The organism is Ornithinimicrobium cryptoxanthini (assembly GCF_023923205.1).
GTDB classification, from domain to species: domain Bacteria; phylum Actinomycetota; class Actinomycetes; order Actinomycetales; family Dermatophilaceae; genus Ornithinicoccus; species Ornithinicoccus cryptoxanthini.
Map to the genome: position 1 here is coordinate 250,268 of NZ_CP099490.1, position 13,796 is coordinate 264,063.

Annotated in this window: 14 protein-coding genes and 3 tRNA genes; 11 read left to right on the top strand and 6 right to left on the bottom strand. The window is 67.9% G+C overall.

The annotated features are described in order from the left end of the window. Nucleotides 1-68: 68 nt before the first annotated feature. The gene (locus NF557_RS01170) at nucleotides 69-1,271 is read right to left on the bottom strand and encodes a MalY/PatB family protein (RefSeq protein ID WP_252621277.1); all 1,203 of its coding nucleotides are present in this window, start codon (nucleotides 1,269-1,271) and stop codon (nucleotides 69-71) included. A gap of 26 nt (nucleotides 1,272-1,297) precedes the next feature. Continuing rightward, a tRNA-Ser gene (locus NF557_RS01175) sits at nucleotides 1,298-1,383 on the bottom strand. A gap of 324 nt (nucleotides 1,384-1,707) precedes the next feature. Here NF557_RS01175 and NF557_RS01180 point away from each other — a divergent pair. Together NF557_RS01180 and NF557_RS01185 are read left to right on the top strand one after the other, a co-directional pair. Continuing rightward, nucleotides 1,708-1,911 (top strand): cold-shock protein, encoded by a 204-nt coding sequence (locus NF557_RS01180; RefSeq protein ID WP_252621278.1) that lies wholly within the window; start codon nucleotides 1,708-1,710, stop codon nucleotides 1,909-1,911. 467 nt (nucleotides 1,912-2,378) lie between these two features. Further along, on the top strand, nucleotides 2,379-2,531 hold the full coding sequence (locus tag NF557_RS01185) for a hypothetical protein (RefSeq protein ID WP_252621279.1): 153 nt from the start codon (nucleotides 2,379-2,381) through the stop codon (nucleotides 2,529-2,531). Nucleotides 2,532-2,697: 166 nt separating this feature from the next. Here NF557_RS01185 and NF557_RS01190 read toward each other — a convergent pair whose 3' ends face one another. Further along, complete coding sequence (locus NF557_RS01190; protein WP_252621280.1) at nucleotides 2,698-4,374, bottom strand: LCP family protein; 1,677 nt, start codon at nucleotides 4,372-4,374, stop codon at nucleotides 2,698-2,700. 192 nt (nucleotides 4,375-4,566) lie between these two features. Between NF557_RS01190 and NF557_RS01195 the strand changes: the two genes are divergently transcribed. Then, nucleotides 4,567-4,657, top strand: a tRNA-Ser gene (locus NF557_RS01195). 113 nt (nucleotides 4,658-4,770) lie between these two features. On the opposite strand, the gene NF557_RS01200 is transcribed toward NF557_RS01195, so the two are convergent. The 3 genes from NF557_RS01200 to NF557_RS01210 are packed head-to-tail and all read right to left on the bottom strand — an operon-like array spanning nucleotide 4,771 to nucleotide 8,010. After that, nucleotides 4,771-4,998, bottom strand: a complete 228-nt coding sequence (locus NF557_RS01200) for a hypothetical protein (RefSeq protein ID WP_252621281.1) — start codon at nucleotides 4,996-4,998, stop codon at nucleotides 4,771-4,773. Beyond that, the gene (locus NF557_RS01205) at nucleotides 4,998-6,173 is read right to left on the bottom strand and encodes a glycosyltransferase (protein ID WP_252621282.1); all 1,176 of its coding nucleotides are present in this window, start codon (nucleotides 6,171-6,173) and stop codon (nucleotides 4,998-5,000) included. Before NF557_RS01205 ends, NF557_RS01200 begins: the two co-directional genes overlap by 1 nt. Before the next feature lie 4 nt (nucleotides 6,174-6,177). After that, nucleotides 6,178-8,010, bottom strand: a complete 1,833-nt coding sequence (locus NF557_RS01210) for a phosphoenolpyruvate carboxykinase (GTP) (RefSeq protein ID WP_252621283.1) — start codon at nucleotides 8,008-8,010, stop codon at nucleotides 6,178-6,180. A gap of 175 nt (nucleotides 8,011-8,185) precedes the next feature. Here NF557_RS01210 and NF557_RS01215 point away from each other — a divergent pair. The 8 genes from NF557_RS01215 (at nucleotide 8,186) to NF557_RS01250 (ending at nucleotide 13,632) form a co-directional block, all read left to right on the top strand. Then, a tRNA-Arg gene (locus NF557_RS01215) sits at nucleotides 8,186-8,258 on the top strand. 100 nt (nucleotides 8,259-8,358) lie between these two features. Further along, nucleotides 8,359-8,586: a type II toxin-antitoxin system VapB family antitoxin gene (locus NF557_RS01220; protein ID WP_252621284.1), complete on the top strand. Its 228-nt coding sequence runs from the start codon at nucleotides 8,359-8,361 to the stop codon at nucleotides 8,584-8,586. Continuing rightward, nucleotides 8,579-9,019, top strand: a complete 441-nt coding sequence (locus NF557_RS01225; RefSeq protein ID WP_252621285.1) for a TA system VapC family ribonuclease toxin — start codon at nucleotides 8,579-8,581, stop codon at nucleotides 9,017-9,019. Before NF557_RS01220 ends, NF557_RS01225 begins: the two co-directional genes overlap by 8 nt. 36 nt (nucleotides 9,020-9,055) lie before the next feature. Continuing rightward, nucleotides 9,056-9,643: a hypothetical protein gene (locus tag NF557_RS01230; protein WP_252621286.1), complete on the top strand. Its 588-nt coding sequence runs from the start codon at nucleotides 9,056-9,058 to the stop codon at nucleotides 9,641-9,643. A gap of 41 nt (nucleotides 9,644-9,684) precedes the next feature. Continuing rightward, nucleotides 9,685-10,557, top strand: a complete 873-nt coding sequence (locus NF557_RS01235; RefSeq protein ID WP_252621287.1) for a nucleotidyltransferase family protein — start codon at nucleotides 9,685-9,687, stop codon at nucleotides 10,555-10,557. Beyond that, a complete protein-coding gene (locus NF557_RS01240; protein WP_252621288.1) occupies nucleotides 10,554-10,847 on the top strand; it encodes a PqqD family protein in 294 nt (97 codons plus the stop codon). Before NF557_RS01235 ends, NF557_RS01240 begins: the two co-directional genes overlap by 4 nt. Before the next feature lie 79 nt (nucleotides 10,848-10,926). Then, complete coding sequence (locus NF557_RS01245; RefSeq protein WP_252621289.1) at nucleotides 10,927-12,465, top strand: tyrosine-protein kinase domain-containing protein; 1,539 nt, start codon at nucleotides 10,927-10,929, stop codon at nucleotides 12,463-12,465. Nucleotides 12,466-12,561: 96 nt separating this feature from the next. Then, the gene (locus NF557_RS01250; protein ID WP_252621290.1) at nucleotides 12,562-13,632 is read left to right on the top strand and encodes an O-antigen ligase family protein; all 1,071 of its coding nucleotides are present in this window, start codon (nucleotides 12,562-12,564) and stop codon (nucleotides 13,630-13,632) included. Nucleotides 13,633-13,796: the final 164 nt, after the last annotated feature.

Here is a 13,796-nt window from a genome sequence, read left to right on the forward strand (position 1 = left end):
CAGTGGTCACGCTTTCACCAGCGACACTACAGAGATCGGCTGTGGCGCACCATCTGAGCGGCAGGGCGTCAGGTCGGCGTGACTGCTCGCTCCATCCGCTCGAGCGCCTCGGTCAGGATCGCCTGGGACGTCGCAAAGTTGAGTCGCACGTGGCCGTTGCCGCCGCTGCCGAAGGCGGTGCCGGCGCTGAGGCCGACCCTGGCCCGCTCGGCGAACATCGCTGCCGGCCCGACGCTCATCGTGACCAGCCCCGGAGTCATCTGCGGGTCGTCCACCCCCAGAGCGCGACAGTCCAGCCACGCGAGATAGGTCGCGTCCGGCACCCGGTAGCCGACGGTGGGCAGGTGCTCGGCCAGCAGGTCCGCCAGCAGCCGCCGGTTGCTGTCGAGGCCCGCGATCAGGGCATCGAGCCACATGCCGCCGTCGCGATAGGCGGCGACGTGCGCGATCCCCGCGATGTGACTGGCGCCGTGACCGACCTCCTCGGGCAGCCGGGCCAGGTCGGCGGCCGCCTCCGGGCCGGCGATCGCCAGGGCGCTCTTCAGGCCCGCGAGGTTCCACCCCTTCGAGGCCGACATCAGGGTGAGCGCCCGCTCTCCACCGCGGACACTGAGATAGGGCACGAACGCCTGCCCGGGATAGACCAGTGGTGCGTGGATCTCGTCGACCACGACCCTGACGGCATACTCCTCGGCCAGCGCGGCCACGGCCTCGAGCTCGGCTGCCGTATGCAGGGTGCCGGTCGGGTTGTGCGGACTGCACAGGAGGTATGCCGCGCGCTTGCCCCCACTGGTGGCTGCGGCAAAGGCGCGGGACAGGTGGTCGAGGTCGATGCGGTGCTCGGCGGTCAGCGGGGACTCGACGATCGTGCGGTCCATGCTGCGCACGAAGGAGTAGAACGGGGGATAGACCGGGGAGTTGATGACCACGTTGTCGCCCGGCTCGGTCAGCAGGCGGAGCAGCTCGGTGACGCCGATCATCACGTCCGGGAGGATCGCGGTGTGCTCCACATCGAGGTGCCAGCCCCACCGGTCGACGGCGAACGACGCGAGCGCCTCGGCATAGTCCCGCCCGGTGGCGACATAGCCGCAGTCGCTGCGCGCGACGGCGTCGGAGACGGCGCGGACGATGGGCTCGGCCAGGACCGAGTCCTGCTCGGCGACCCAGAGCGGGAGGACGTCCGACGGGAAGGCGCGCCACTTGGCGCTGGTGCGCTGCGCACGAAGCTCGCGCTCAGTGAGCTGTTCCAAGGGGTTGGTCACGGCGGCCATGACGTCAGGCTATCCCTCAGCAGTTGTGGCGGAGGGTGTGGGATTTGAACCCACGGACGTTTCCGTCGGGCGCTTTCAAGGCGCCTGCACTCGGCCGCTATGCGAACCCTCCAGAGCCCGGCTGGGACCGGACCGCGTCCCATCTTCCCAGAAGTTGGCAGCGGACTCAGCCCGGGTCGGTCGAGGGTGTGCCGACCTGCACAGACGCCTGCGGTCGCGCGCCTCACGTCGCGGCTCAGGGAGCAGCATTTCGGCCTGGATGCTGCTAACGTTGACCCTGTTGCAGTTGCAGTTCCTCGCAGGACGAACATGAGTCAAGCCCATGGGCACGACGGATGGTCAGCAGGTCGGGCATGGTCCCGGTAGTGGGGGGTTTCACCTGGACCGGCCCCCACGAGGTGTGGGGGTTGTTCGATCAGTAGAGAGAGAATGTCGCATGGCACAGGGAACTGTGAAGTGGTTCAACGCCGAAAAGGGCTTCGGCTTCATCGCTCAGGATGGCGGTGGCCCGGACGTGTTCGTCCACTACTCCGCCATTGAGACCAACGGCTACAAGTCCCTCGAAGAGGCCCAGCGGGTCGAGTTCGAGGTCACCCAGAGCCCCAAGGGCCCGCAGGCCGAGGCCGTCCGCGCAGTCTGAGACTGTCCGGCCGCTGAACCTCAGCGCCAACGCCTGAAACAAGGCCCCCGCATCCGGTTGGACGCGGGGGCCTTGTCATGTCCCGTCATACTCTGGCCATGACCTCACAACCCGACGGTTCGCCGACCCGAGCCGAGTGCCCCCACTGTCACTCGAGCGTCACGCTGAACAACGGTCTCTTCCCGCCACATACCAACATCATGGGCAACCGTTGCCTCGGCCCCTCTGGACGGCAAGCCTCAGCCCCCGCACCGAGAGTCTCCAGCCCCCACATCTCTGCGGCAGAATCGCCGCCCAGGAGCGCGGCATCGGTCACGTCCGGACTCCCTCAGTGGATCAGGAGCAGCGCCAACCTTCCGGCGACGGGTCCGATTGCCTGGGGCCTTGCGCTTTCGCTGTTCGGAACCCTCCTGCTATATATCGGGTTCGACATTTACACCACGGCCGCTTTCGAGTACGCGACCGGCATGGTTGCAGACGAGCCGGGAGCACCGGTGCTCGCCCTCCTCGGCGGACTCTTGTGGGCCGGCGGCGTGATCACGCTCTGCGTGGGTGTGACCCGTCTCGTCGCCAAGGCCGACGTGGCGTATGCCGCCCGAGCCCACAATGGTTCCCAGTAGGCGGCTGCTCAGATCCCGCAAGACGGCGCTCTAGGTCCATTGCGTGGGATCTGGTCCCCCTGGTGGAACGAATCCCACGCAAAGGGCACGCGCCGCCGGGGGTTGAGGTCCATTGCGTGGGATCAGGTCCCTCTGGTGGAACGAATCCCACGCAGTGAGGGCGGGATCAGCAGACGGCGCCGATCTCGGCGAGCTCGTCGGTCTCCTCGGTCGTGGTCTCGGGGGCGTCAGTGCTCACGCCCGGCGCTTCGGTCGTGGGTGTCTCGGCGGAGGGAGCGGCGGTGGTCGGCGTCTCCTCGCCACCGGCCTCGAGCGTCGGCTCGGGCTGCGGACGCAGGGCCAGCCAGACCTCACGGCGGATCGCGGTGAAGTCCGGGTCAGCGGTGTTGGTGTTCTTGGACGTGAACGGCAGGCTCTTCATCGTGCCGCCCTGCACCCGCTCGGTCAGCTCGGCCCATGCCGGCAGCTCGGACGGGTCGATGTCGGCCGTCAGGTTGTCGCCGGCCACGGCCACGATCGCCGGATAGCGCTGGAGCAGCGTGAGCGGGTTGACCTGGTCGACCAGGGCCGCCACGACGCAACGCTGACGGCGCATTCGCGAGAAGTCGTCGGTGGTCACGCGAGAGCGGGAGTACCACAGCGCCTCGTAACCATCGAGGTGCTGCGGGCCGAGCTCGAACCAGCCGCTCTCGGTGCCCTCGATCAGGTGCGAGTGTCCCTCGGCGTCGGTCCAGGTCTTGCCGCCGATCGGCAGCCGCTCCTGCACGTCGATGTCGACCCCACCCATCGCGTCGACCAGCGCCTCGAAGCCCGCGAGGTCGATGATGACGGTGTAGTGGATCGGCTGACCGATGATGGTCGAGAGCACCTGACGCGTGGCGGTCTGGCCCGGGTTGGGGTCACCGGCGAACCAGCCGGGGTTCTCTTCGTGCAGGTCGACCGCCGCGGTCCAGATGCCGTTCATCAGGCACTCGCTGCCACAGTCATAGGCCGGGCCGTAGGCCTTGTAGAGCGGGCTGTTGGTGGGGATCGGGACGTTCTGCAGATTCCGGGGGATGCCGAACAGCACCATGTCGCCAGTGACCGTGTCGATGCTGGCGATCATCATCGAGTCGGTGCGCACCCCGTCCCGGTTGTCGCCGGCGTCCGAGCCCAGCAGCAGCACATTGACCCGCGGCACGTTCGCCCAGGGGTCCGGGTGCTCCAGGTCGGGGCCCACCGAGGGGCTGCTCGGACTGTCGCGGCGGTCGGCAGCGCCGGTGAAGATGTCGTCGACGGCGTCGGTGTGCGCGTCGATATAGCGCAGCCCCACCGCTGTCGGTGCGGCGATGACCAGGCACATCAGGCCGGTGAAGAGAGTGAGGCCGCCCCGCTGCCCAGGCGACATCCGCCGCGGTCGCGCGGTGAGCGCGGTCAGCACGATGGAGGCGATCCAGATCACGCCGCCGACGATCATGACGATCCCCAGCGTCCTGAGCAGGTCCGGTCGGGCCGCCAGGTCCAGCGCGGACCGGAAGGCCCCGTTGCGGAAAGGGTAGTAGAGCGCTGCCAGGCCAGAGCCGAGCGCCAGGATCAGCAACGGCACGCCGATGAGCCGACGCCGGGTCAGCACCAGCCCGGCGCCCGGGAGCACGGTGCCGAGGGCGGTCAGCCCATAGGCCCGACCCACGCCCTTGTTGGTCTGGGCGGCCAGGCGCTCCGCGCGCGTCGGGTGGACCGTCGCCGAGCGACCGTCGTCCTCCGAGTCGTCCCACTGGTTGCGGGCAGGCTCGCGCCGACTCGGTTGAGGACCGGGCCGGCGACGGCGTCGGGCCGCGCCGTCCCCCTGGTTGTCGTTGCTCATGCGTCCCTTCCACAGGATGTGGCCATTGTGTAGCAGACGCAGTGACATCGCCAAGATGTGGTGGCGCTGGACTGCGGATCACCAGACGTGCCCGCCCCCCCGACGGGTCGTGCTGGTGGGTCATAGTTTGGCGAAGCCGCCCCGCCGCAGGTAACCTGACAGCCGTTCCGCGGCAGGTTTCTCCCGGGGACTGGAGGCGTCGCCTAGTCTGGTCTATGGCGCCCGCCTGCTAAGCGGGTTTGGGGCTACAACCCCATCGAGGGTTCAAATCCCTCCGCCTCCGCCGCAGCGCGTCACACTCGACGCGCCCCAGCAGATGAGCAGGACCCTCGGGCAACCGGGGGTCTTTCTCGTGTCCAGGTGGCGCTGCGCTGGTGCCGTTGTCACCGGCTCGGCTCACACCGGCTTCCCGCCGCTGGGATCGACGTCCTCGGGCTCACCGGCCTCGTCGGAGGCGTCGGTGTCTTCCTTCTCCTCCTGCGCTTCCCCGGCCTCGCCGTGGAGCACGCGCTCCTCCATGTCATCGACCAGCTCGGCGAGGTCGCTGCCCGGTGGGGTCGGCTGTTCCGCGAGCAGCGCCGGCTCAGCGCCGGTCTCAGGGGTCCGGGACTCCGCGTTTGTCATCAGGGTGCCTCCTTGTGAGTTGATGAATCGTCCCAACGATTCCTGAATGCCACCTGCAGGTCCGCAGGGAGCAGATCGGCCACGGCCCCGCGCAGCAGGGCACGGAACCGTGGCTCGGCAAAGGTGTGGACGTGCGCACGGATCAGGTCGGCGTCCCACCCCCGATCGCGCGCCGCACCCACAGCCGCCCGTATGTCGCCAGGCACCGCCGCGTCGAAGAAGAGTCCGGTCTGGCCCTCGCGCACGGTGTCGAGGTAGCCACCGGCACGCAGCGCCAGCACCGGCTTGCCGAAGGCGCCGGCCTCCAACGGGGTCAACCCGAAGTCCTCCCGGGAGGGGGCGATCAGGGCTGTTGCGCCGGCATACGCCCACCGCATCTGGGCGTCACTGAGGTCCTGGACGAACCGCACGTTGGGGGTGGCGACCGCGGCCAGCTCCTCACGCAGCGGTCCAGCGCCGACGACGAGCAAGCGATCCTGGGGCAGCTGGGCAAACGCGGCGACGACCTGGTCGACGTTCTTGTAGGGCAGCAACCTCGACACGACCAGGTGGTAGCCGTCGGGAGCCCAGTCCACGATGCCGGGGATCTCGTCGCGATCGCCCTCGGGAGAGACGCCGTGCGGGGGTGGCAGGACGTCGGCGTCGATGCCATAGACGTCGGCGATGCGCTGGCGGATCACGGTCGAGTTGGCGAGGTAGCGGTCGGCCTGCGAGGCCGCCCGGTGGTCCCACCGTTCCAGCGGCGCACGCAGGGCCTTGACGGCCGCTGACTTGAGGCGGGCGCGGGGCCCCGTGCCGACATACTCGTCCGTCAGATAGAGCCAGCGGGCGGGGGAGTGGCAGTAGACGAGCTTGGGGCCGCGGGTCTGGAAGCCGTGCGCCCAACCGCTGGAGGAGACGACCACGACGTCCTCCTCGATCTCCACGCGGGAGGACGCACCGGCCAGCAGGGGCAGCGCCAGGCGATGGCGTCGGCGCAGGAACGGCACCTTGTTGAGCGGGGTGACCACGATGTCGAGGTCGGCGAACTCGGGATAGGTGCCCTCTGGGTGGTAGAGCGTGGTGTAGATGCGCGCCCCGGGGAAGGCGCGCGCCATCGCCAGGACCACCCGCTCGGCGCCGCCGCGCTGAGTCAGGTAGTCGTGCGCGATCGCGATGGACGGCCCCGAGTCCACGCGATCAACTCAGTCGTTGCGTGAGCGTGTCGAGCTCGTCGGCCAGCTGCTGCGGCAGGGAGTCACCGAACTTGTCGAACCACTCCTGGATCAGCGGCAGCTCCTCGCGCCACTCGGCAGGGTCGACCGCGATGGCTGCGGCCAGCTCGTCGGCAGTCAGGTCGAGGTCGCTGGTGTCCAGGTCCTCCGCGCGCGGGGTGAGCCCGATCGGGGTCTCCTCGGCGCCGGCACTGCCCTCGAGGCGTTCGACGATCCACTTCAGGACACGCGTGTTCTCGCCGAAGCCGGGCCAGAGGAACGCGCCGTCGTCGGACTTGCGGAACCAGTTGACCAGATAGACCTTGGGCAGTTTGGACTCGTCGTGCTGTTTGCCGATGTCGAGCCAGTGGCCGAGGTAGTCGCCGGCGTTGTAGCCGATGAACGGCAGCATCGCCATCGGGTCGCGGCGCACGACGCCAACCTGGCCGGTGGCAGCCGCGGTGGTCTCAGAGGAGAGGGTGGCGCCGATGAAGGTGCCGTGCTGCCAGTCGCGGGCCTCGGTGACCAGCGGCACCGTGTCCTTGCGCCGTCCACCGAAGAGGATGGCCGAGATCGGGACGCCGTTGGGCTCGTAGTATTCCGGCGCCAGCGTGGGCAGCTGCTCGATCGGGGTGCAGAAGCGGCTGTTGGGGTGGGCGGCCTTGGTGCCGTCCTCGCCGTCTGCCGGGGTCCAGTCGTTGCCGTGCCAGTCGGTCAGCTGCTCAGGCGTCTGCTCGGTCATGGCCTCCCACCACACGTCGCCGTCGTCGGTGCGGGCGACGTTGGTGAAGATGGAGTTGCCGCGCTCGATGGTGTGCATCGCGTTGGGGTTGGTGCCGTAGCCGGTGCCCGGCGCGACGCCGAACAGACCGAACTCGGGGTTGACGGCATACAACCGGCCGTCCTCACCGAAGCGCATCCAGGCGATGTCGTCGCCGACCGTCTCGGCCTTCCATCCGGGCAGGGTCGTGTCGAGCATCGCCATGTTGGTCTTGCCGCAGGCGGACGGGAACGCGGCGGCGATGTAGTGGACGGCGCCCTCGGGGCTGGTCAGCTTGAGGATCAGCATGTGCTCGGCCATCCACCCGCCGTCGCGGGCCATGACCGAGGCGATGCGCAGCGCATAGCACTTCTTGCCGAGCAGGGCGTTGCCGCCGTAGCCGGAGCCGTAGGACCAGATGGCCCGCTCCTCGGGGAAGTGGACGATGTATTTGGTCTCGTTGCACGGCCATGCAACATCACTAACGTCGTCTCCGTTGGCATTGCGAAGGGGCGCGCCGACCGAGTGCAGCCCCTTGACGTAGTCGGCCTGCAGCTCCTCCATCGTGGCCAGCACCGGGTCGCCCACGCGGGCCATGATGCGCATCGAGGCCACGACATACGCACTGTCGGTGATCTCGACGCCAAACATGGGCTCGTCGGCGTCAAGGTGACCCATGACGAAGGGGATCACATACATCGTGCGACCAGCCATGGAGCCGGCGAAGAGGTCGTTGAGGATGCCCTTCATCTCGGCCGGGTCCATCCAGTTGTTGGTGTGGCCGGAGTCCTTCTCGTCCTGCGAGCAGATGTAGGTGCGGCCCTCGACCCGGGCGACGTCCTCGGGGTCGGAGGCGGCGTAGAACGAGTTGGGCTTCTTGTCCTCGGCGAGCGGCACGAAGGTGCCGCCCTCAACCAGCAGGGCGTTGATCTCGCGGCTCTCCTCGTCGCTGCCGGTCACCCACACGACCTCGTCGGGCGTGGTGTGGGCAGCGACCTGGGAGACCCAGTCCGCAAGCTCGGTATGACGGGTGCTCCCGCGCGTGCTGATCGTCGTCATTGCTTCGCTCCTGTGCTCGTTGGCTACGCTGCCAGACCTGGCTCCCAACCTAACGCGGCAGTGTGTCGGCGTCACAGTCGGAGTGGAGGCCAAGGCGGGTGAGGTGGGTCACGCCGATTTCGTGCGTGGGCAAGGACTCCGGTAGTCTCATCCCTCGTTGCCGTTCGGCAACCGTGCGCCCGTAGCTCAACGGATAGAGCATCTGACTACGGATCAGAAGGTTAGGGGTTCGAATCCCTTCGGGCGCGCTCTGTGTTGAGACAGACCAAGCGAGACGCCTCCGGGATGCCGGGGCGTTTCGTGGTTTGTGGCTGAGGCGGCAACGCATCGTGATGCTATGATGTTGTGATGCGGACCACGCTCGAGATCGACGACCAGGTCATGGCCGCAGCACGCTCACTGGCCCGCAGTCGGGGGACGTCTGTCGGCGCTGCGGTCTCCGAACTCGCGCGTCGGGGGCTCATGCAGTCGGCAGGTGCGCGAGTCGATGCTCACTACAGTCCGTTCCCCGTCATGGTCGGCGATGAGGGGGTCCTCGTGACGGATGAGCTCATCGCCGAACTGCGCGATGACTGAGCCTCCGGTCACCCTGTTCGACGTCAACGCTCTCGTCGCCGTCGCGCTCACGACGCACCAGCACCACCACGCCGCGCACCGACACCTGCGCGCCCTTGACGGCACGTGGGCGACTGCCTCCCTCACCGAGGCCGGCCTATTCCGGTTGCTGCTCAACCCTCTCGTCACTGGTTCACAGCGGCTGGCCGCTGACGTGGGCGCGGTCCTCCAGGGCATGCGGGGTGATCCGCGGTGGACCTTCCTGGAGGACGCGACCTCGCTGGCCGATCCCATCGTTGACACCACGGTCTTGATGGGTCACCGACAGGTCACCGACGTGCATCTGGTCAACCTGGCGGCGCGGCACGGGGGCGTGCTCGCAACCTTCGACGCGGGCATCAGGTCATGGCTCGCCCCGGAGGATCGTCACCACATCGTCGTGATCCCCGCGTGAGCCACCCTTGCCGCGCCAGGTCCTAGGCTCACGGGCATGACGACCGCGACGGCTGTGGGGCGGCAGCCGTCTCACCGCCGCAAGCGCGGGCTCGTGGGTGCCGCAGTGCTCAGCGTCGCTGCCCTCACCATCTGGCTCGTCGTGGGCTGGGACCACATCGTCACGCCCGACGTGGACGACGTCGGGCCGGTCGATGCGGTCTTTGTGATCGGTCCGGCCGAGACCCGGATGCCGCACGCAATGGACCTCATGGGTGAGGCGGAGGCGTCGCTGCTGCTGTCGACGACGTCGGTCGATCCCGAGACGGGTCAGCCCTACCCGCGCGACTATTGCGGACTGGAGCGGGCGGCATACCGCATCGAGTGCGTGATCCCGGAGCCCTACAGCACCACGGGCGAGGCCCGTCTGCTGGGTGAGCGAGCTGAGGCGCAAGGATGGTCCCGGGTGGCGGTCATCACCAGCACGCCCCACGCCGCGCGCACCCGGCTGCTGATGGAGCGGTGCACGGACGCCGAGGTGCTGATCTGGACGGTGGATGACGACTGGGACCTGGGCGGCTGGGCACGGGAGTTCGCCTATCAGTCGGCCGCGTGGGTGAAGACCCAGGTGGTGAGGGGCTGCTGACCGGCGCGGATGTTGACACGGCCCCGGTTAGGGTTCTGCACATGCAGGATCCCGCGGCTGCCGCCGTTCCCGTCGACGTCCGCGTGCGGTTCGCCCACGCCAGCGTGCAGACGGTGGCGGGCGACTGTGGGGCCGACCTGATCCACATCAAGGGGCCGTCGGTCGACCCAGAGACCAACCCTGGCCGTCGCTCCGGCACCGACGCCGACGTGCTGGTCCGTCCGCAGCACGTGCCGGCTCTCGTCGAGGGTCTGGCCGAGGCCGGCTGGGTCAGGTGGGCCAACTTCGACGAGGGCTCCCGCTTCGAGCACGCCGCATCTTTCCACCACCAGCAGTTCGGCATGCTCGACGTGCACCAGAACTTCCCCGGCCTGCACAACGCCCCCCGGGAAAACTTCGAGGAGCTGTGGAGAGGCCGCCGCTGGGTGGAGATCGGGGGGGTGGACTGCGCCGTCCCCGATCGACTGTCGGAGCGTCTCATCCTGCTGCTGCACGCGGCCCGCACCAGCCCCGGTCACGTCGACGTCACGAACCACTGGGACCGTCTCGACCAGGACGAGCGGGACCGGCTGGATCAGCTCGCCGAGTCGCTCGGGGCGACGGTGGGGCTGGCCCTCGCGACGGGGCGTGCGGATGCGGTTGCCGGGCACCGCGAGGTGGCGCTGTGGAAGGAGTATGGCGAGGGCGAGCGTCTCGAGGAGTGGCTCGCCCGGTGGCGGGCGGCACCGTCAGCACGTGCCCGGCTTGCCCTGCTGGCGCGTGCTCCCCGCGTCAACCGGTTCGCGCTCGCGGAGCGGCTGGGACGCCAGCCCACCCCGGCCGAGGTCCGCCGGGAGTGGTGGCACCGGACCCACCTCGGACTCACCAGCGTCGGTCAGCGGCTGCCCGGGCCGCTGCGACGGGGGCCGCGTTGACGACTCGCTACCAGCGACCGGACCATCTCGGACTCATCGAGATGGACGGAGAGGCCGACACCTGGCCGTCGGCCTACCTCGCAATCCTGCCCGCGGGCCCGATCCACACGCTCGACCCGACGGGCTACCTGATCTGGTGCACGGCCGTCGATGTCGGGGAGGAGACCGAGGTGATCGCGGAGGTCTGTGTCATCACCGGCGAGACCGCAGGCCACATCGGAGCCGATGTCACCGCCTTCCTCGGCGAACTGGTCCGCATGGGTCTGCTCAAGGCGGGGCCGGAGTCCTGAGCTGTCAAGCCGAAGGTCACTGAACTGCTGAACGACGCGTTACCATACCGAGGTATAAGCCCGCAGGTGGGAGAGTGCCTTGACGTTTCAAGAATTTGCCTATGCGATGCGCCAGCGCTGGCGCATCGTTGCGGCGATGGTGATCCTCGGGCTGGCGGTCATGACCGTGATCACCATCCAGACGCCCAGAGTCTATGAGTCCTACACGCGGATCTACTTGCTGGCCACGGGCGTAGACGACCGGGGCAACCTCTACAGCATGCCGCAGACCGAGAAGGAGACGCTGGTCCAGGTCGCTGCCTCTCCGGTCATCCTTGACGCGACCCGCGAGGCACTGGGATATGAGGGTTCGGTCCCGGTGAGCATCGGTGCCACTGCCTCTGGCGAGACGTCGCTGCTCGACTTCCGGGCCAGCAGCGACTCCCCCGAGCGCGCCGCTGAGATCGCCACGACCGCACCTCAGGTGCTGGCAGGGGTCGCCCGCAACTACGCACCGAGCCTGGCGATGAGTGGCAATGAGGTCGAGGCCCAGGTCGTCGCTCCGGCGACCCGGAGTGCCCTGCCGATCACCCCTGACGTGCGCAACAATCTGATCACCGGCGTGCTTGGGGGCCTCCTCGTGGGCATCGGGCTGGCACTACTGCGGCATACCTTGGACAACCGCATCCGGGGCAGCCGCGAGTTGGCCATGCTGTCCGATCGTCCGCTCCTCGCGATGATCCCCATCACGAGCAACAACGACGACCCGGGGCACGACCTCTACATGGAGGCCGACCCGTTCGGCCCCCAGGCCGAGGCAGCCCGGCAGCTTCGCACCAACATCCACTTTGTGGACGTGACTGCGGGCAAGCACTCGTTCATGATCACCTCTTCCCTTCCCGGCGAGGGCAAGACGACGACAGCCGTCAACCTCGGCCTAGCCATCGCCGACTCCGGGTTGAAGGTTCTGTTGATTGACGCCGACTTGCGGCACCCGAACGTTGCCAACGCTCTCGGCATTGAAGGTGCGGTTGGCCTCACCACGCTTCTGGTCGGCGCGGCCAAGCCAGAGGATGTCATCCAGCAATGGGCCGGCACGAGCCTGCACGTCCTGGCAGCCGGTGAGGCTCCGCCCAACCCCAGCGAGCTCCTGGGCTCTCGGGCGATGAAGGAACTGTTTGAGCAGCTCTCCGAAGAGTTCGACTTCATCCTCGTCGACTCGCCACCCGTGCTCCCGGTGACCGACCCGCTGGTCATCAGCCAGTTGACCGGAGGGGTGGTCATGGTGGTGGCCGCCACCGAGACCCGTCGCCGGCACCTCGCCGAGGCGCTCCGGGTCCTGAAGACCGCAAGCATCGAGGTGGGTGGCTTCGTGGTGACTAAGGCCGAGTCCACACCGAAGTCCTACGGTTATTACTACGGCTCTAACCGTGAGCAGGGTCAGGGCGAACCGACCACACGCAGGGAGCACAGCCGGCGCCAGGACCGCGGTCGGCGCAAGCGCACCGCAATGGCAAACCAGCGGGCACCACGAGCCAGGGAGGCGGCTGAGTCGCGCGAGCAGCGGGAGAGCGTTCGCGACGCCGCCCGCTCACCGATTGAGCACGTCAGCTCGCGGCACTCCTACTCCGACGACTGAGGCAGCGGTTTGTCGCGCACAATCAGCGTCCGTGGGAGGCCAGCCGCGCTGGCATTCGCCCCTGAAGATCTCCGGACACAGTCGACCTACATCGGTATGTTCGTCGCTGGCATGGCGCTACCCCTGGACGGAATCACTGTCCTGGGTTATCCGATCAGCACCGGTGCCGCTCTGCTCGTCTTTCTTGTCACAATCCTCAACAACCCGATTGCGACGCACCGCCTGGTCCCGGCTTGGATCATGGCGGCCGCCCTCGCCGTGCCGCTGTGGTTAGCGGTGTCTGCCTGGCAGAACGAGCAATGGACGTTCAGCCGGTTGGGGACGGCCGCTGCATGGGCAGGACTCATCTTCGTCGTCGGGACGGGGCGGGCGCATGCGCCATCACTGGCTCGAGGGGCTCTGACCGGCCTCATCGTGGCGGTCGTCACCTTCTACGCGGGGCTGAGCCCGAACACGTATGACTGGCGACTCACCGGCTGGATCTCGGATCCCAACGGTGTCGCGATGACGGTCCTCGCCCTCGGAGTGCCATCGACGGTTTGGGCGACACGACGTCCGTGGGTCCAACTCGTCCTCATGGTGTTCTTGTCTGGGATGGTTCTCGCCACACTGTCGCGCACCGGCATCTTCGCACTTTTCCTTGCCTTCGCGTGGGTGCTCGTCCTTCGCAAGCAGAACCTCATCGGGGCCGTGCTCGCCGCGTGGCTGGCGGCGTATGTGTTTGAGAACGCACCCGACAGGATCAAGTACTGGGGCCCCTTCGACGATCGTGGTGGCAGCGACGCCCTGCGTGAGCGCGTCCTCGCGGCCGAGAAGGAACTGGTCGCGACGCATCAGTGGATCGGGCATGGCCCGGGGACGGCCACGGTGGAGGTGGCAGACGGCGTGCGCCTGTTCTTCCACTCCAGCTACTTGTCGGCGAGAGTGGAGGGCGGTTGGATCCTGCTCGGTCTCATCCTGGTGGTGGTTGTCGCGGCCTTCCTTCTCCTTGCCCGCACGACCCAGTCGGGGAACACGGGCTGGCTGCAAGCCTCCATCATCGGACTGCTCGTGACCGCTACGAACATCGGTGAGGCACTGCTCACGCCAGCCGCAGCACTCGCGGTTGGTCTCGCCATCAGTTGGTGGGCGAAACGGAGCGCTAACGAAGAGGAGCGGTCGGTGTGAGGGGAAAGATGGTGAAACGAGCGACGACGTTGAGTGAGTCGACTGGCAAGATATACGACCAAGCCAGCGCTGTACCCGCAGAGCCCCGCTCCCTTCAGTTTCTGGTGGTACCTCGATTCCAACTTCGGGGACAAGTTTGACGCCGATGTTGCTCCCGCACTACG